The 18,070-nt window shown below is 41.4% G+C and carries 14 protein-coding genes; 2 read left to right on the top strand and 12 right to left on the bottom strand.

What is annotated here, in order from left to right; all coding sequences use genetic code 11:
- Positions 1-14: 14 nt before the first annotated feature.
- From BUB77_RS15085 to BUB77_RS15115, 7 genes are all read right to left on the bottom strand, one after another.
- A complete protein-coding gene (locus tag BUB77_RS15085) occupies positions 15-341 on the bottom strand; it encodes an AtuA-related protein (RefSeq protein ID WP_073277383.1) in 327 nt (108 codons plus the stop codon).
- Between the two features lie 13 nt (positions 342-354).
- Entirely contained in the window at positions 355-1,722 is a 1,368-nt protein-coding gene (locus BUB77_RS15090) for an acyclic terpene utilization AtuA family protein (protein ID WP_073277385.1), read from the bottom strand.
- Between the two features lie 17 nt (positions 1,723-1,739).
- Positions 1,740-2,570, bottom strand: a complete 831-nt coding sequence (locus BUB77_RS15095) for an alpha/beta hydrolase (RefSeq protein ID WP_073277386.1) — start codon at positions 2,568-2,570, stop codon at positions 1,740-1,742.
- A gap of 174 nt (positions 2,571-2,744) precedes the next feature.
- Complete coding sequence (locus BUB77_RS15100) at positions 2,745-3,602, bottom strand: alpha/beta hydrolase (RefSeq protein ID WP_073277388.1); 858 nt, start codon at positions 3,600-3,602, stop codon at positions 2,745-2,747.
- A 15-nt stretch (positions 3,603-3,617) separates the two neighbouring features.
- Positions 3,618-4,505, bottom strand: coding sequence for a carbohydrate ABC transporter permease (locus tag BUB77_RS15105; protein ID WP_073277390.1), 888 nt, complete (start codon positions 4,503-4,505; stop codon positions 3,618-3,620).
- Positions 4,506-4,516: 11 nt separating this feature from the next.
- Positions 4,517-5,455: an ABC transporter permease gene (locus BUB77_RS15110; protein WP_073277391.1), complete on the bottom strand. Its 939-nt coding sequence runs from the start codon at positions 5,453-5,455 to the stop codon at positions 4,517-4,519.
- 143 nt (positions 5,456-5,598) lie between these two features.
- Complete coding sequence (locus tag BUB77_RS15115; protein ID WP_073277394.1) at positions 5,599-7,116, bottom strand: ABC transporter substrate-binding protein; 1,518 nt, start codon at positions 7,114-7,116, stop codon at positions 5,599-5,601.
- Positions 7,117-7,434: 318 nt separating this feature from the next.
- Between BUB77_RS15115 and BUB77_RS15120 the strand changes: the two genes are divergently transcribed.
- Positions 7,435-8,460, top strand: a complete 1,026-nt coding sequence (locus BUB77_RS15120; protein ID WP_073277396.1) for a LacI family DNA-binding transcriptional regulator — start codon at positions 7,435-7,437, stop codon at positions 8,458-8,460.
- Between the two features lie 411 nt (positions 8,461-8,871).
- On the opposite strand, the gene BUB77_RS15125 is transcribed toward BUB77_RS15120, so the two are convergent.
- From BUB77_RS15125 to BUB77_RS15135, 3 genes are read right to left on the bottom strand one after another with little or no spacing between them, the layout of a single operon-like run.
- On the bottom strand, positions 8,872-10,512 hold the full coding sequence (locus tag BUB77_RS15125; RefSeq protein WP_073277398.1) for an ABC transporter substrate-binding protein: 1,641 nt from the start codon (positions 10,510-10,512) through the stop codon (positions 8,872-8,874).
- Between the two features lie 53 nt (positions 10,513-10,565).
- The gene (locus BUB77_RS15130; RefSeq protein ID WP_073277400.1) at positions 10,566-11,504 is read right to left on the bottom strand and encodes a carbohydrate ABC transporter permease; all 939 of its coding nucleotides are present in this window, start codon (positions 11,502-11,504) and stop codon (positions 10,566-10,568) included.
- Between the two features lie 59 nt (positions 11,505-11,563).
- Positions 11,564-12,529, bottom strand: a complete 966-nt coding sequence (locus BUB77_RS15135) for an ABC transporter permease (protein WP_073277402.1) — start codon at positions 12,527-12,529, stop codon at positions 11,564-11,566.
- Between the two features lie 587 nt (positions 12,530-13,116).
- On the opposite strand from BUB77_RS15135, the gene BUB77_RS15140 reads away from it, so the two are divergent.
- Positions 13,117-15,012, top strand: coding sequence for a polysaccharide biosynthesis protein (locus BUB77_RS15140; protein ID WP_073277404.1), 1,896 nt, complete (start codon positions 13,117-13,119; stop codon positions 15,010-15,012).
- Between the two features lie 309 nt (positions 15,013-15,321).
- On the opposite strand, the gene BUB77_RS15145 is transcribed toward BUB77_RS15140, so the two are convergent.
- Together BUB77_RS15145 and BUB77_RS15150 are read right to left on the bottom strand one after the other, a co-directional pair.
- Positions 15,322-16,113, bottom strand: coding sequence for an arginase family protein (locus tag BUB77_RS15145; RefSeq protein WP_139241196.1), 792 nt, complete (start codon positions 16,111-16,113; stop codon positions 15,322-15,324).
- Between the two features lie 168 nt (positions 16,114-16,281).
- Positions 16,282-17,997 (bottom strand): heparinase II/III family protein, encoded by a 1,716-nt coding sequence (locus tag BUB77_RS15150; protein ID WP_073277408.1) that lies wholly within the window; start codon positions 17,995-17,997, stop codon positions 16,282-16,284.
- Positions 17,998-18,070: the final 73 nt, after the last annotated feature.

The raw sequence follows: 18,070 nt of genomic DNA on the forward strand, positions 1-18,070 counted from the left end.
AATTCCCCCCTGTGTTACAATTCGTTTTCGTTAACCTGTAGTTTCATTCTTAAGAATGCCGAGCCCATAGATTTTCCAAGTGTATCCAACCGAAGGGAATGGGTGGCCCCGCCTCCTAAGGCATGTTTCATTACAAAATTAAAGCCCTCCAGAGAAGGTACCTCATACCGGATAATCTCTCCCTGCACCATATCTTTAAAATGTTCTTTCACTCTTTCAACCGTAACTTCCCGGCGTATTAATTCATAATACCTGCTTTCTTTTGCAAAAATACAAACGTTGCTGGTATCTCCCTTATCGCCTGACCTGCCATGAGCAATTTGATTCAGATATATTTCCATTGTTTTCTCCTCCTTACGGAATCTCCAGGATATGGGATGTCAATTTTACCGCATCTCTGGGAATCAGGGTCGGCCAGAGTCCAATCTGCTCTGTCACTTTGGGCCTGCCTCCAAAAAAACTGGCACCAGGAGGTCCGTTTAGCTGAAGCGGTGCAATTTCCGGTACTAATTTCATGGCTTCTTCCTTCGTTTTTGTACGTATGGCAAAGCGCATTACTACTTCATTCATATTTTTAAGCAGTTCCTTGGATACCTCCGCCACATTCAGATGCAAGGCATTCAATCCGATATAATCCACCCGTATTTCCTCAGCCAGTAAGCCCTTTCGCTTCATCTTCTTCTTTAAGATTTCTGCCGCATACTGTGCTTTTTCATAAGCGTCGGGCCATGCAAAGCTCAGCATGCCGGCCACCTGGTAACCGGCATGATATCCTATGGACAGCTTAAGCATATCGGGTCTTTTCTTTCCTTTTACGTTTCCTACCCGTACCCGGTCATCTCCCGCCTGGGTCAGTGTTGCCCTGCTGATATCCACTGTTACATCCGGTGTGATATAATTAGCCGGGTCATGGACCTCATACAAAAACTGCTCCTTACAGCTCTTCTCTGTTATCAATCCGCCGCAATCCGGGGCTTTGGTAATAATCATATCATTCTTTGATACCTCTGCAATGGGAAATCCCAATTCATCCATCCCTGGTACATCCCGCCAGCCGTAATCAAAATTCCCACCGGCTCCCTGGCCGCCGCACTCCAGCAGATGTCCGGCCATGATTCCCCTGGCAAGATTATCCCAGTCATCCGGCGCGATTCCCAGTTCATGCATGACCGGAGCCAAAAACAGTGCGGAATCCGTTGAACGTCCGGTAATTACAATATTGGCGCCCTGCTTTAGGCATGCCAGCGTAGGCTCATGTCCAAAATAAACATTGGCATTATAAATCTTATCTTTGATTTCCTTAAAATCACCTATGTCATCGATATTCTGAAAAGGAATTCCTTCCGCTTCCAGCTTCGGGATGTCTGCCGATATTTCATCCCCTAATACATATCCTATTTTCAAGCCATGCAGCTTCTGTTCGGATGACAGCTTTCCAAGCTCTTCGACCATTCCCTTGATATTCATGCCGCCTGCATTGGTCAATACGGTAATTTTTTTATCAAATGCCTCTTTCCCGCACTCTTTCATCATAGTGATAAAATCTCCGGCATAACCTGCTTTCGGGTTTTTCAATTTCTGTCTGGCCATTAAAGATAATGTCAGTTCCGCCAAATAGTCACATGCCATATAATTAATATTACTGCGGCGTACCATATGGATAGCTGCATCACTGCTGTCACCCCAGAACCCCTGGCCTCCGCCTATAATGACGTTTCCCATGATTATTTCCTCCTAAGCTAATGTACATTTCCACTGCTGATTCCCTGTGCTGCATTTTCTAACGGAAGCCAGTCCAGTACACGCTTGATATAAGTATCCCAAAAATCCCAGTCATGGCTGCCCGGACCTTCTTCATAAGTAAAGTCTATCTCTTCTTTCTGAAGAAAATCTCGGTAATCACGATTAGCCTGTAAAAGGAAATCTTCCGTTCCGCAGCACAAATAGATCCTGGGAATCTCCAGCCCCTTTTCTTTTAGGTTTCTGATCAACGCCTTGTAGTCCTTATCGCTTCCTTCCAGTTTTTCCAGATTCCCGAATACACTGGTATAGAACTTTCTGCTTCCTGTAAAAAATGTGTCATTTTCTTTCGAAGCAAGTACCCCTTCCTGAATGAAGCCGCTTGATAAACCGGCAATATGGCTAAAGGTGTCCTGATATTTTAAACCGTTGCGGATTGCCCCATAGCCTCCCATGGAAAGCCCCGCTATAAAGGTGTCCTCTCTCTTATCTGACAAAGGAAATAAATCTCTTGTGAATTCCACCAGCTCTTTTCCGATAAATTCTCCATACTTTTCACCGCTGTTTTCACTGTCTACATAAAAATGATTCTCTCCGGCAGGCATAATAACTGCCAGATTCTGATCCTGTGCCCACCTCTGAATGCGGGTACCCCCAATCCAGTCCGTATCATCTCCCAGCAGTCCATGTAACAGGTAAAGGGTTTTAAACGGTTTTTTCTCTCTGAGCAGTTTCCCGTCAAAATTTCTCTTATCCGCAGGTATAATTGCATGCACCGTTACTGTGCGCATCAGACTGTTTGAAAAGAAATTTACTTGCAATAAAGCCATATCCTTATCCTCCTTATTATTTCTTCATCTATATCTTTATCTATACCTACATCTTTATCTATTTCTATATTTTATTTCCATCTATATCTTATCTTTTCTCTAGCTATATCGTATCGCTATCTGTATCTTTATCTATATCTTTATCTATATCTTTATCATCATCTATATCTTTTATTATATCTGCCGTTTTCCAACTGATTTATAGGCGTCACTTCTGGGCAGCCAGTCTAAAAACTGTTCTACTATCATGTTCCAGAACCGCCATTCATGTCCGAAACCAGGTGTTGATACCCAGGTAACCTCCTGCCCCTGCTCTTTTAACATTTGCTGAAATTCTTTATTGGCATCATATAAAAAATCATTTTCCCCGCAGGCAATGAATATGTGGATTCCTTTTTTTCCTTCTTTTTCAAGGCGCAGAGCCAAGGTCTTTGGGTCGTAATCCGGATTCACTGCTTCTTTTAATCCGCCTGCCAACCTGGAAGGCTCCAGAAAAATTGCTGAAGAAAACGCACCGATGGCGGCGTATTTCTCCGGATACTTAAGACCGTGTACCAAAGTGCCAAAGCCCCCCATGGACAGCCCTGCTATATAGGTATCCTCCGGCCGGTCAGATACCGGGAACATCCCGCCGATAAATTCCGGTAATTCTGTTTCAAGGAAATCATAAAACCTGTCTCCGCTTTTATGATTCACATAGGATTTATTTTCAGCTGAAATCATAACTACAGCAATATTGCGTTCTTCCGCAAACATTTCAATATTGGTATAACCGGTCCAGGTTGCATGATTATTTCCCATTCCATGTAACAGGTACAATACCGGATATTTATTTTCTTTTCTATGGCTGGGGAACGAAATACCGGCAGACATTCCTTCCATATCTCCATTCACATCTGTTTCACTTACAGCATCTAAAACACCGGGGCCGGCTGCCATTGCTTCCGGTATTGTAACGGAAGGGATAACCACTGTTATATCCACAGCACGGGTCAATGTATAGGAAATAAAATTACAGTTAAATTTTGCCATATTGCACCTCTTTCTTTAACCTTTCACCGCACCAAGGGCAATACCCTGGGCGAAATATTTTTGCAGGAACGGATATATTATAAGAATCGGAAGCACCGCTACAAAAGCGATTGCCATTCGGATAGATACCTGCGGTATCGCTACTGCCGCACCCGATGAAGCTGCTGCATTTGCCTGAATCGCCTGGATGTCCTGAATCATCTTATTAAGCAAGGTCTGTATACTGTATAATTTGGAATTGGTGATATAATACAAACCGTTTGTCCAGTCATTCCAGTAGGTCAGTCCGGAAAAAAGTCCCATTGTTACAAGAATCGGCTTTCCAAGGGGAAGTACCACCTTACGAAATACGGTGAAATAGCCCGCACCATCAATCTCAGCTGCTTCATACAACGGTTCCGGAATACTTGTGACAAAATAGGTACGAATCAGCATTACATTCATGGGACTTAAGAAAAAATTCGGTAACAGCAATGCCCAGATCGTATTCTTGATATGAAAGGTACTTGTCCACATTATGTAGGAAGGAACCAGTCCGCCGCTAAATAACATCGTAAAAAAGATATAAAAACTGATAATTCTCCGGAAGGGTAACTTTCTGTTAGTTAATGCAAATGCCATCATGGAAGACAGTCCTACATTTCCCAGCGTTCCGAAAATCGTTATCAGTATGGTAATGCCATAAGCCCTAAAGATAGTTCCCCTGTTCTGCCAAATATAAGCATAAGCTTCCAGGCTGAATTCTTTCGGTAAGAAAGAATATCCATGTGCAATCAAAGAACTCTCCGAAGATATGGAAGACATAAATAGCAGCACCAGGGGTATTACAGTGCTTAGCGTTACCAATATAAGGATTATATTAATAATAAGCTGATATAATTTAAAGCCTTTTGATTTAATCATCTGCTCTCCTCCTAAAATAACGCATTTTCTTTACTGAATTTACGTACAATCATATTGCTTAGCATAACCAGCGTAAATCCTACGATTGACTGGAACACTCCTGCTGCGGATGACCTTCCGATACCCCCTGCAGAAATCAGGGCTCTGTATACATAGGTATCAATTGTATTCGTTACGCTGTAAAGCGCCCCCGCATTCTGAGGTACCTGGTAGAACAGACCGAAATCGGAATAAAATATACGCCCGATATTTAACATTAATAAAGTTATAATAGAGGGAGTCAGGGACGGCAGTGTAATTTTCATAATCTGCTGCCATCTGTTCGCCCCGTCCAGCTGAGCAGCTTCATAAAAGGACCTGTCAATACCGGCAATGGCAGCTATATAGATCAGGCATCCATAGCCTACCGTCTTCCACGTATTTACAAAGACCAGAATAAACGGCCAGTATTTCGTATTACTGTACCATAGGATACTTTTTTTGCCTAAGGGTTCTAAAATACTGTTATTAATCATACCTGTTTCCGCGGACAAAAACGCATATACAATGTAGCTTACAATAACAATCGAAATCAGAAAAGGCAGCATAATAGCACTCTGGTATATTTTCTTTGCGTAATTTGATGCAACATCTGAGATTAAAATCGCCAAAGCTACTCCCACGACCAGATTCAGAATAATAAAGACAATATTATAAAATAAGGTATTACGGATAATCAAAGATGCATCATTTCGAAATAAATAGGTAAAGTTATCAAAGCCAGACCATTTACTTCCCCATATACCCTTACGTGCGCTATATTTTTTAAAAGCCACGACAATTCCGGCCATAGGAATATAATTATTAATAAAAAGATAGACCATTCCCGGCAAAAGCATCAGGTATAATGGAATTGACTTAAGCAGTCTCTTTTTTAAGGAAGCCTCTCCATGGATTTCTTTCTTCTTCATAAACCTTTTCCTTTCAACATTATGATTCATAATGGGCAGGCAGCATGCCCTTCGTATAAACGGTTTAACAGGTATAGTAACACGATATTCAGGCTTTTATAGAAACGGAATTCCGTGGAAGCAGAATTCCGTTTCCCTGTCTGCTATTTTTGCTGCTTTGAAAGCCATTCATCCAGCTGTTTTTGCTTTTCATCCATAATCTTTTGCAAGCCTGCCGCATAAAGTGCAGCATTATATTCTTTCATGGCAGGAACCGGGTCTACACTTCCTGTTGCAATCTGCGCATCATACTGGCTCTGAACTGCTGCCAAGGCCGTAAGCTCCGTGGTATAATCCGATAAATCAGGCGAAAAACCATAGGCTAAGGATTTTGTTGATTCATCACGGAATTTTTTATACTGCTCCCATATATCAGGAGAGTTGCCTGCCCAGACATGACTGTTGAACTGATTGGGAAGCGCAAATCCAAAGTTCTGATGGTATCCGCTGCTTTGAGCTGTAACACCTTCCGGAAAATCAATGGTTCCATCCTCTTTCTCAACCCAGTGGACACCTTTTACACCCCAGTTTAATAAATCATTTGCCTCTTCTGTCTTTGAAATCCAATTTAACAGTTCAATTGCTTTTGCAGGATCAGGAGAAGCACTTCCCACAGCGTATCCAAGACTTCCCGTACCCCAGGTATTCAGCTCGTTTCCTTCCATTTTCAGAATCGTTGTATCATAGCCGGTCTGATCATCCTTCTCCAGCTTCGTATTCGGTTTACAGTAAACAGCATAAGAAAATAAATTGCCGGCTTTCATTAAGGTTTCTCCACTGTCGCTGCTGGTAGCCATATCTTTTGAAGTATAACCGGCTTCGTACCACTTCCTTGCCAGGTTTACCAGCCTTTTATACTGGTCAGATTCATAATAGTTTGTTACCTTTGTAGTCTGTCCGAAATTCTCCAGAACGCCAAAGCGGTCTCCCAGCATATCCAGCTCATTGGTCTGAGAGGCAGGCGCTGAGTTGGAAGCACCGCCATACATTATCATATCCGGATGAAGGGCCTTTACTTTTTCAAATACCCCGGACATATCCTCATAGCTCTTTATTGTAGCGGGATCAATACCCGCTTCCTTTAAAAGATCCGTACGCACACACATAGAAACCGGATTGGCTCTTTCCTTCATGGTAGGTACTCCCCAAAGGAAATCCCCTAAACTGCAGCACCAGATATCGTCTTTTCCTACATTATCCAGCAGATACTGCCCATTCGATTCGAGATATGGTGCTATATTAGTTATGTAATCTGCGCCTATATAGGTTGCTGCATTGTTCATAAGCATTGGAAATAAATCCACCTGTTCACCGCCTGACAGCATCAGCTGCATTTGGTTCTGCCATGTACTCCATGTCATCGGCATCAATGTTACTTCCATATTCAACTGTTCCTTGGTCAGCTCGTTAAACCTCTCGTTCACTTTCTCCTGATCCTGTGAATCACTTGCAACCAGATACACCAGCACCGCATGATAAGGTTTTTCATTTTTGGTGTCTGCGGAAGTTGGTGCATTTCCATTATCTGCGTCAGCGTTTTTACTTCCTTCTTTCGTACATCCAGCCAACAAGGTCATTACCATAAACCCCGCCAATAGAAATGATAACAATCTTTTTTTCATACCTGTTCTCCTTTTGATTTATTAAGTACAACGTTGTACTATAACGTTTTACTTAAGCACTATATTATAATACATGTGCTGTATTGTCAACCGATTTTTTTGTTTTTTTTAGATAAAAGTATTAATTTTTATTCTCTTACCGAAGTTTCATTGTCATTATTACCATATTTATCACTGTTTCCAAATACTTCTATACATTAATTACTATTTATGCTACAATTAAGTAAATCGTTATACTAACAATTTAAAGGATATACACCTGATAATAAAACAGTGTATAATTAGAATAAGGTAAGAAAGAATGGAGGATTTATTCCCATGTCCAGCATAAAAGATGTTGCAAAGCGAGCAGGTGTTTCTCTAAGCACTGTTTCAATTATAGTCAATGGAAAAGCGGAAGAACGAAAAATATCTAAGGCGACCCAGGAACGGGTGAGACAGGCAATGACAGACCTGAATTATTATCCGAATATATCCGCAAAGAAGCTGAAAAGAGGCTATGCAGATAAACTCATCATAGCCTTGTTCTGGACCTTCGACTTTCGTAAAGGAATGATGTCCCGGTTCTTTTCAGGACTTCAGGAAAAAATACAGGTTATGCAGGCCAATTCCAGTATATTTATCTATCCCTATACCAACGGAGAGCTCTACCGGGAAGCTGAAAATTTTGACGGAAGCCACTTCCATGCTGCCATCGTAGCAAATGCTTCGAAAGAAGACCTGCAATTCCTGGAAGAACTTGATACGGTTATTCCTATTATTCTTTATAACCGGTTTTCCGAGCGGTTCTCTTCCGTCAATATGAATGATACGTTAATTGGCCAGCTGGCTGCGGACCATCTATACCAGAAGGGCTACCGTAACCCCTTTATACTCGGTTCCCATGTAAATTTCCCGGGAGCTTCCATGCGCCGGGAGGCCTTTTTTGCCCAGATGAGTACCTATGGAATTACAATACCTGATGAAAATATCAGAAACGTAACGAATTCTATTGCAGGCGGAGCCGAGTTTATTTATGAGCATGATATGACCGGGGACAGAATCCAATCCATTGATGCCTTCCTGTGTGATTCCGATGCAATTGCCCTTGGCCTTATCCATGCTTTGCAGCAGTATGCCATTCCTGTTCCTGATACTATCGGCATTATTGCTATCGGCAACGGTGACCCCCAATATACCAAATACAGTAATCCTTCCCTAACTGTAATTAACATTCCCATGGAGCAAATGGCAGCCTCCTGCTATGACCTTATTAAAATTCATATAAATAATCCGGATATAAAACCGACTCAGATTTATTTTAAGACAGAACTGATTGCAAGAAAATCCACTGACCGCCAATGAACGAACTAATTGGCTGGACCTTTTACTCAGCTTTCAGCCACATTCTGGCAAACGAAAGGATAAATGGCATCCGCCAGATACAGCGGCTCCTGGCCGCAACCTTCCAACACAAGAAACTCCATGCCTTCCTGCATTATTATGCAGAAGAGGCGTGGAGTTTCTTGTTGAATTTCTCAAATTTGCTTTCGCTAATTTGTTTTGCTGATTTACTCTTGTTTTACTTCTCTTATTTTTTTACATATTTTATTTCTCTTCTTTACTTCTATTTATTTCTCTTATGTGTTTCCCCTTGTTTACTTACAGTTTATAACCAAATCCATCTTATAATCTGACTTTTTAGCTTTATCCTGTTTTATTTCCTGATTATTTTCTGTTTAATCTTCTTTTGTTTCCGGATAATCTGTTAACAGTTTATTTCCCCTTTGTTGCCAGATAATCTGTTAACTGTTTATTTGCTTCATCAACTATCTTATCAATATTGTTGTCCTTCAATTTCTTGATGAACTTCGGTAACTCCGTTGCGGGATCAACAGTACCGGTGTTTAATGCAAGTGCATATTCTGCGGCTACGTTGGCAAGTGAGCCTAATTCTGTTTCAACGCTGGTAGGATCAAATGCCCAGCCTAAAGCAGGTATGCTCTTTGCAGAGCCATAATAGGACTTGAAGTTATCCCAGAAGTTAGCATCCTGTCCGTCTAAAGGAGGAAGCTGTGTTACATTACCCATACCATTTGTCCAGGGCTGGTAATCTTTACGCTTATCTGTAAAGGCAGCCTTGCCGTCTTTTAAGGTATAGTGTGTACCTTCAATACCGTAATCCAACAGTGTGAAAAGTGTGGGATCTGTATTTAAGAGGTTAAGGAACATCATGGCACGTTCCGGATTCTTGGAGGAAGTGGATATAGCCATCATAGCACCCTGAGAGGATGTGGTATCAACATAAGCAGGTGTACAGGGTACCATTGCAACCTCGAATCCACGCTCGCTGCTTGCCTGAACTTCATATCCGAGAGCATAGCTCTGGGTTCCGATTAAATACTGTCCGGAAAGCTGTTTGGCTGTACGGGTATCATTTGCCTGGTTTGCATTGCCCATTGCAGGGTCAATATAACCGGCATTGTAATATTCACGGGTCTTTTCTACAAATTTCTTATATTCCGGTGTTTCAAATTTACTTAAAATCTTGTTTTCATAAGAGCCGGGCTGTGAAGGGTCAGTCGGATTGATATAGTAGGAAAGAAGGTTATTGCTTCCGGCATCACCGGTGACAATAATGGAATTGTCCACCATTCTTTCAAGTACGGCACCTTCTACTAACAGAGGATAGAAATCGTCCCCTTCACCCTCTTTTACTTTCTTTAAGATATCACCAAAGCTGTAGTAATCAAGCTTCTTGATATCATCCACAGAATAGCCGTATTTCTGAAGTAAAGGTACATTGATATCCCAGCAGTTCTGTGTGGCAATATCCTTGTAACCGGGAACTGCATACACGCCTAAACCATCGGAGCCGTTAATCTTGGCACCATCTGTCAGTACAGTAGGAAGTGCTTTCCAAAGGTCGGGAGCATATTTTTCGATCAGGTTGTTATCCGGATTATCCAGACGAACCCATGCACCCTTCTTGGCAAATGCATTGTATTCGTCACCGCTCCAGGAGCTGGTGAAATAAATATCCACATCATCACCGCCATTTATGGCAAGCACAGCATTATTATCAAAATCTCCCCAGGTTCCCCAAATGGGTTCCAATGTTACATTCAGCTTTTCCTTTAAGTACTCGTTTGCTTTTGCAATCACCTCTTTGTCATCTGTAACAGTACTGCCGGTTAGGTACCATTTCAAGGTAACAGGCTCGGAAATGTCAGGTGCCCCGGGTGTCTCTGTGGCTGCCTCTGTTGCGGAAGCATCCGTACCTCCATTAGCCCCCGAATTCGAACTCTGATTTGTACTTCCTGCATTACTGGAAGTATTCTTGTTTTCCTTACTACCGCAGGCAGCTAATGAAAATACCAGAACCAGTGTAAGGATGATAGATACTACCTTCTTCATAAATATAAATCCTCCTTCTTTTTCTATATAAGCGGCAAAATTACCTGCCGTACTTATCCCTTTACGGAACCAATGGTAAGGCCTGATATGATAAATCTCTGGAAAAACGGATAGGCACAGGCAATGGGAATAACGATTAATACTACCAATGCCATACGCAGGGTATCCTGCGGAATGGTATTCATGATCTTTGATGCTTCAGCTCCCAGAACACCTGCATTTCTGACCAGGAAATCCGCCTGGTTCTGCATTTTCATCAGCAGGTACTGTAATGGTATATAGTGGGCCTTTTTAATATACAGCATGGGAATAAACCATTCATTCCAGTAAGCCAGGGCATTTAACAGTGCGACCGTGGCAATGCCGGGCTTTGATATGGGTACAATAATCTTAAACAAGGTGTTATATTCGCCGCTGCCGTCAATAGCAGCAGATTCAATCAGCTCCGTAGGAACCGAGGACTGGAAAAAGGTCCTCATAATAATAATATTGAAAGGATTTATAAGCATGGGCACAATCAATGCCGCGTAATTATCACTTAAGCCCAGCATATTCTTGCAGACCATATAGGTCGGTGCAAGGCCGCCGCCAAAGAGCATGGTAAAGAAGCTGAAAAAGGTAAAGAACCTTCTGTACTTAAAATCCTTTCGGAACAATGCATAGGAGTACAGTACACACATAAGAACACTGAGAATCGTTCCCAGAATGGTCACAAAAAAGCTGTTAAAATATGAAACCCAAAGCTGCGCTCCTAAATCCATAATGTATTTATAGGCATTTAACGACCACTCCTTTGGTACAAAGGAGAATCCGATTTCTCTGATGCTGTTTTGAGAACTAAAGGATATAATCACAACAAATATAAATGGAAGGACACATGCGAGACAGAAAAGTCCCAATATAATATTGATAATGACTTCCGCCGGAAGACTGATGGAATTCAGTCTTCTTTTTTTACTTTTTACCGTTATTGTATAATCTATATTACTCATAATTCACCCTAACCTTCTTTGTCAAATTTTCTTCCCATCCGCCGCAGCACTTCAGCCGATTAGAATAAACTGCTTTCTTCGTCCACCTTACGTACAATGGTATTTGCTGTCATGATAAAAATGAAATTAACGAAATTCTGCATTAAGCTTGCAGCAGTACTCATTCCTTCATTATGGGTAGCCATCAAAGTACGGTAAATATAAGTATCAAAAACCTGAGTTACAGGAAATAATGGTCCGGAGTTCATTGGCACACTGTAGAAAAGACCAAAATCAGCATTGAAAATCTTTCCGATATTCAGTATGAATAATATAATAATCATCGTTTTTAAGTGAGGAATCGTCACATACCGAATCTGCTGCCATTTACTTGCACCGTCGATGCCGGCTGCTTCATATTGGGTGGTATCAATTCCGGTAATTGCCGCCAGATAAAGAATGGTTGAATATCCTATGTATTTCCACATATTCGCTATGGTTAAAATAAAGGGCCAATAGGTCGTGTCATTATACCAGTTAATAACATCCATTCCGTGGGACTTCTGAAAATGTACAATTAATCCTCTGGTAGGGTCCAGAAAAGCCAGTACAAAGTAGCTTGCTACCACCCAGCTGAGAAAATAAGGGAAAAACATCATTGTCTGATAGCTCTTGGCCACAAATTTATTTGTTATCTGATCCAGCATAATTGCAAAGCTGACTGCCACTACAATACCAAGCAAAATCCATAGGAGATTATATCCAAGGGTATTCCGTATCATAATCCAGGAATCAGTGGTCTTGAACATAAATTTGAAATTTTCCAGTCCCACCCATTTACTGTGCATTACATTGTTAAGCAAGGTAGGTTCCTTTGTGTAAATCTTGTAATTCTTAAAGGCAATTATGATACCGAACATGGGAAGATAACGTAATAGAATTAACCAGATAGCTCCGGGAGCAACCATGCTTAGCAGTAATAACGTCTTTTTCTTCCTTCCCCAGCCCCTCTCCTTTCTTTTTGCCTCCGCCGTTAACTTAGCCATAATCTTTATCCTCCTGTCTTCTTTCTGCGCTCTATTTAAAGTTGCTTATTTTCTTTTTGTTACTATTAATTTTACATGATTTTAACACAATAGTAATGAAACAGAATTGTTATTATTTGTTTATATATGTTATTCGTTATAATTTTTGTTCTAATTCCGGATGTTTTTTGTACTTTTTCAACACAAGCAGAAGTAAATGCGGCGATATAAGATGAAAAATTGACAATGAAAGAAGTGATTTCAAACAATTTTGATTCGAGTGTCATAAGTAACTGCAGATTTTATCTATGTAAATTTTGGGTATAAAAATACAACGCATTTTTCAAACTAACAGCCATGCCTTCCTATCACAAGATTGGGCTGAGGATTTCCCAGGCACAATCATGTGTATAAGATTGCTTAGGATATTTATGTTTATTCTTCAAACTGATTGTAAGAAAAAAGAAATTGTGATATGATATGAAGTTAGGAGCTATTCCATTAGAATATAGAAGTTCTAATTCAAAATCCCCACGTACATGGTCTAACCGGACATTGTTCCGAGGGTCAATCTGCCAGGTATAAAATCAAATAGTTTGAGGTGGCACATGAAACAGTTTATAAAAGACAGGAAGCTTTTTATCAGAAGGCTTTTTCTGATATTACTTGATGCTATTCTTATAAATATGGCATCTTTTTTGGGACTTATCATTCGTTTTGACTTTCGAATCAGCCAGGTACCAACAAACTATGCGGAAGCGGTGTTATCCTATACCTTAATAAATACGCTGGTCACAATCATAATTTTTGCGTTGTTCAGACTTTACAACAGTTTATGGAAATACGCCGGAATAGACGAGTTGACAAACATCTTATTTGCCTGTGTAAGTGCCGGTGCCATTCAGCTGATTTTAATGCATTTCGTATTTAGAATACATGTGCCCAGAAGCTTTTACCCATCCAGTACCCTGTTTCTAATCTTTTTCATCAGCATGGGGCGCTTCTTCTACCGCTATATCAGAAGACTTTCCAGAAGAAATTTCGGAGCTGTAAAAGAACGTATTATGATTATTGGAGCAGGGGAAGCCGGAAGCTCCATTATCCGGGAAATTTCAGGAAGTGTCTATGTGAATGGAAGTGTCATTTGTGCCATTGACGATAACAAGGACAAAATGGGAAGCTACATTCAGGGAATCAAAGTAGTCGGTGACAGGAACAATGTTCTGGAGGCTGTTGAAAAATATGAAATAACCAGTATTATTGTAGCCATGCCTTCTGCCAGCAAGAGAGCAATTAGGGAAATACTTGAGATCTGCAAGCAAACAAACTGCCGGTTAAAATTACTGCCCGGTATGTATCAGCTTATTAATGAGGAAGTCAGTGTAACAGAGCTAAGAGATGTGGAAATCGATGACTTATTGGGAAGAGAGCCTGTAAAAATCGATTTAGAGGAAGTAATGAATTATGTAAGCGGCAAGGTCGTTCTGGTAACAGGCGGCGGGGGCTCTATCGGCAGTGAGCTGTGCAGGCAGCTGGCAGGGCATAAACCAAAGCAGCTAATTATCCTTGATATTTACGAAAACAATGCCTATTCCATTGAGCAGGAGCTTAAAAGCACCCATCCGGACCTGAATCTGACCGTACTGATTGCATCCGTAAGGAATACAAAGCGGATTCATAAAATAATGGAGCGATACCACCCGGATATCATTTACCATGCAGCGGCCCACAAGCACGTTCCCTTAATGGAGAACAGCCCTAACGAAGCAATCAAAAACAATGTGGGCGGTACCTATAAAATGGCAATGGCAGCCCATCTCTTCGGAGTAAAAAAATTCATCCTCATTTCCTCCGATAAAGCAGTAAATCCCACAAATGTAATGGGTGCCTCCAAACGTATCTGCGAATTGATAATACAAGCTTTTCATAAGAAATCCAAAACTGAATTCGTAGCTGTACGCTTTGGTAATGTCCTTGGAAGCAATGGCAGCGTAATCCCACTATTCAAGGAGCAGATTCAAAGAGGCGGTCCTGTAACGGTAACCCATCCTGACATCATCCGGTATTTTATGACCATTCCGGAAGCCGTATCCTTAGTCCTTCAAGCCGGTGCCTATGCAAAGGGCGGTGAAATCTTTATCCTGGATATGGGGGAACCGATAAAAATAGCGGACCTGGCGAAAAATCTTATCCGCCTTTCCGGATATGAACCGGACAGAGATATCGAAATTGAGTATACCGGACTCCGTCCCGGTGAGAAATTATTTGAAGAGCTTCTCATGGAAGAGGAAGGCTTGTCTTCCACCAGTAATAAATTGATATTCATCGGGAAACAGATCGATATCGATGAAGAGGAATTTCTGGAAAAGGTATTGGAGCTGGACAAGGCTGCAAAGGAAGAGGTAGATGATATCAGAGAAAGAATCATGGAACTGGTACCTACTTATCATCCTGATAACGCCGGAGCCATGCAATATGTGGCGGCGAGTAAAGAAAATACATAATAATTTGATTGTTATAACGTTAGGTTTGTTGAATGGATATTTGGGTTATAAAAATACACTCAGCTCCGTGAAAGTCACGACCTTGCATTTTTATAACCCAGATATCAAAGATATAGGCTGAGATATTTTATAAATCCAAATCAATAGTTGCAATATAAAAAAACCATAAAGCATTGATGACAAAACTTTCGGCATCAATGCTTTATGGTTTTTAATTCAATATTCCAAGGTTATTCATTAGTTTGTTTTTATTAATTTGTTTTTATTAGCTTGTTTTTATTAGTTTCTTACTTACTAGCTGGTTACTCACTAGTTTATTTTCCAGAGCAGGTTGCTTTCCGTATTCAAATAACATTCCAACAGAAGCCTGTTTATTTTATCATGCATTTTATAATACTGACCGGCAAGTATGCTTTCCTTTTCTTTGCTATATTCCCGGTAAATGTATTCACCGCATACATCCATACCCAGGACAGGGCAGTTTCCCAGTATCGTCTCAAGAGCTTCCTCCAGCTTATCGATAGTAACATTTCCCTGGTCCCAGTTGGTTTTAACGGTTTTCTCAGTAAGGATATCCTTATCAACAGAAATATAGACAGGTTCCTTCAAGGAGGTTTGAAAGAATCCTTTCCAATTATCTCCTGCCATGAATTTTTCTTCACTGATCCATATTAGCTTTTTATGTTTCTCGCGCCCTGCAAAATAACATACCTTCTCCGGCATGCCAATAAGATAAATCTTAACCAGATTCGGACAGGTAACCAGTAAATTCCTTACCCATGACCCGCATGACAGGATATCTCCAAATGCCGGAGGCTGCATATCCGTATGATGGTCAAATACGATTAAGGAAAAAGGCCTGGTCAGCTTAGCCGTCCAAAATTTTGTAGTATAATGATAATTCCCGGAATCGATAAAGTGAATACCGTAGGGAGTATAGCTTTTCAGTATGCCCGTTAGCTTTCCCTGGGCAGCTTCATCACAGTAACAGTTGGTTCCTCTGATGTCTTTTAGCTCTATCCATTGGTAATCCATATCTTTGTAAAAGCTTTCCTTTTCATAGATACCGGAAAAATTCATTATTGTAACTGATTTTGTCAATACAATACACTTCCTTTTACGGTACTTTACAACTACATTACATTATACTCCAAAATTTAAGACATCTCAATCCTTCTGAGTATCTTTGTAAAATATATCCGGGGTGTTATATCAGACACCTCAAGGTATTTCATGCCGGCATGTCTTGTACTGCTGCAACGGAATATTTTATTTGTAGGTAAGCAAAAACTCCAGTGCTGTATTCTCTTTCCGCTCCCTGGTTTTCAGACCTATCCGGTAAGCTTCTCTCAGCTCCCCGTAGTGATTCTCAACAGACAGCTCCTCCAGGGAATATTCCAGCAGATTTTCTCCATAGGATAAGACCAGCTGCCCTTTTTCTCCTGATATAACAATCCTGCCATCTTCTAAAAGCGTTGGACGGATATAGCTGATAAAGCTTTCTTCCATGGTAGCAGCTTCTGCTGCGCTTACCGTATCTTTTAAATGAATGCACCCTTTTGCCATATCTGAGATTACCGTACGCTTCAGGCTTTTCAGCTCCGGAATTGGATACAGCCTGGCAAGCTCCAGCGTTATTCCGGCTAAATCTCCCTTTACCGTAACCTGCTCCACAAGGCACTCTTCCGCAGTAGGAACCTGCTCCAGCCCCTGGATAAGAGGCAGATTATGATAGCGTGACCTGGTATGTACATGTTCATAGCGTTTCTCACCAAAATAATCCGCCGTATACCTGCCTGCTCCCAAATCAGCGAGAAGCAGCTCTCCGTCCATGGCAAATACAAAGCTGCCGGTGTCATTATGATTGTGCTGTTCCTGATTATTTCCGCCCTTAATGGCGAAAAAGCAGCCGTCCTGCCTTTGAAGGAGCCATTGGCGGTTTTCCAGATAGACTGCTTTCTTTCCCAGTTCCCTATGAAATATCCGGCTGTCCGTCCACCAAAGGTCCCGGCTGATATGGGCAAAGCGGAAGCAATGGTCAAAATCAAAGGGTGTAATTTGTATACAGGCAGGCATTTCCACTGCATATTCCTGCTGCAGATAGGACAATAACCCCGTAGGAAGGAGGGTTCTGTCCGGCACATCCGAAAATGGAACAAAGGAACCTTCACTCATTTGAACAAGGCTTGGAAATTCCGCCAATTTTTTCAGCTTTCCAAAGTCCTCCTCATTCAAATGGAATTTTGCATCCAGTTCCTTTCTCATGGCAATATAATAGGTGTAATAGCCATATCCATAGACCCAGTATCCGATTCCCTCTTCGCAGGCCCCGTCCTCGCCAAAGCTATTCAAATAATGTACCAGGCCCCGGTCAACTTTATTAAGAAGCTGCTCTCTTCGCTGGCCCTCCTCTAACAATAATGCCGCCATACCGATAGAACCGCAGCAAACAGCGCACCAATTGCTTTGCGCCGTCTCCCACCACCAGCTTTTCTCAAGGAAGGGTTCAAAAATACGTTCGGAGATCTGCCTTCTGATATGTCCCTGTATAAACGGATGGATAATATCCGAATGAATGGATAAAAGCTCGGCAAGAGTATCCGCTGTTTCCGCCGCAAATAAATCTATCTGAAACCCGGGACTTTCCAAAAAGCCATTCTTATCCTGCGGAAGGTGGGCGGCTAAACACCAGGAAAATTCATTTGTGACCGACCATATAAGCTCCTGGAAGTAATTCCGTATTTCTCCGTAATTATCTTCCGTTTTCTGATGATACTGGAGGTACAAGCCAAAGGCTGCCAGTTGTTTTCTTCTTTCAAAATAAACTGCCTCTGATTCTGCCCTGCTGCCCTGTTCAATATATCTTTGATACCCGGAAAAGAGAGGCTGGGGGATACTCCCGCCGGCCGCCTGCTTTACATATTCATCAATTTGCTTTCTTAAGCTTAGGGTATCCTCACTGCTTTCCCATCCCTGTCTTCTCATTGCCATGCACCTGCCTTTGTTCTTTTCTTTATGATTGAAATACCAATATCCTTCATAACTAATATCGGTAGAA

The sequence above is a fragment of the Anaerocolumna jejuensis DSM 15929 genome, assembly GCF_900142215.1.
Classification (GTDB): domain Bacteria; phylum Bacillota; class Clostridia; order Lachnospirales; family Lachnospiraceae; genus Anaerocolumna; species Anaerocolumna jejuensis.

What these genes read in the sequence shown, in the direction of transcription:
- BUB77_RS15085 (WP_073277383.1), bottom strand. Translation starts at nt 341, where the DNA reads ATGGAAATATATCTGAATCAAATTGCTCATGGCAGGTCAGGCGATAAG.
- BUB77_RS15090 (WP_073277385.1), bottom strand. Translation starts at nt 1,722, where the DNA reads ATGGGAAACGTCATTATAGGCGGAGGCCAGGGGTTCTGGGGTGACAGC.
- BUB77_RS15095 (WP_073277386.1), bottom strand. Translation starts at nt 2,570, where the DNA reads ATGGCTTTATTGCAAGTAAATTTCTTTTCAAACAGTCTGATGCGCACA.
- BUB77_RS15100 (WP_073277388.1), bottom strand. Translation starts at nt 3,602, where the DNA reads ATGGCAAAATTTAACTGTAATTTTATTTCCTATACATTGACCCGTGCT.
- BUB77_RS15105 (WP_073277390.1), bottom strand. Translation starts at nt 4,505, where the DNA reads ATGATTAAATCAAAAGGCTTTAAATTATATCAGCTTATTATTAATATA.
- BUB77_RS15110 (WP_073277391.1), bottom strand. Translation starts at nt 5,455, where the DNA reads ATGAAGAAGAAAGAAATCCATGGAGAGGCTTCCTTAAAAAAGAGACTG.
- BUB77_RS15115 (WP_073277394.1), bottom strand. Translation starts at nt 7,116, where the DNA reads ATGAAAAAAAGATTGTTATCATTTCTATTGGCGGGGTTTATGGTAATG.
- BUB77_RS15120 (WP_073277396.1), top strand. Translation starts at nt 7,435, where the DNA reads ATGTCCAGCATAAAAGATGTTGCAAAGCGAGCAGGTGTTTCTCTAAGC.
- BUB77_RS15125 (WP_073277398.1), bottom strand. Translation starts at nt 10,512, where the DNA reads ATGAAGAAGGTAGTATCTATCATCCTTACACTGGTTCTGGTATTTTCA.
- BUB77_RS15130 (WP_073277400.1), bottom strand. Translation starts at nt 11,504, where the DNA reads ATGAGTAATATAGATTATACAATAACGGTAAAAAGTAAAAAAAGAAGA.
- BUB77_RS15135 (WP_073277402.1), bottom strand. Translation starts at nt 12,529, where the DNA reads ATGGCTAAGTTAACGGCGGAGGCAAAAAGAAAGGAGAGGGGCTGGGGA.
- BUB77_RS15140 (WP_073277404.1), top strand. Translation starts at nt 13,117, where the DNA reads ATGAAACAGTTTATAAAAGACAGGAAGCTTTTTATCAGAAGGCTTTTT.
- BUB77_RS15150 (WP_073277408.1), bottom strand. Translation starts at nt 17,997, where the DNA reads ATGAGAAGACAGGGATGGGAAAGCAGTGAGGATACCCTAAGCTTAAGA.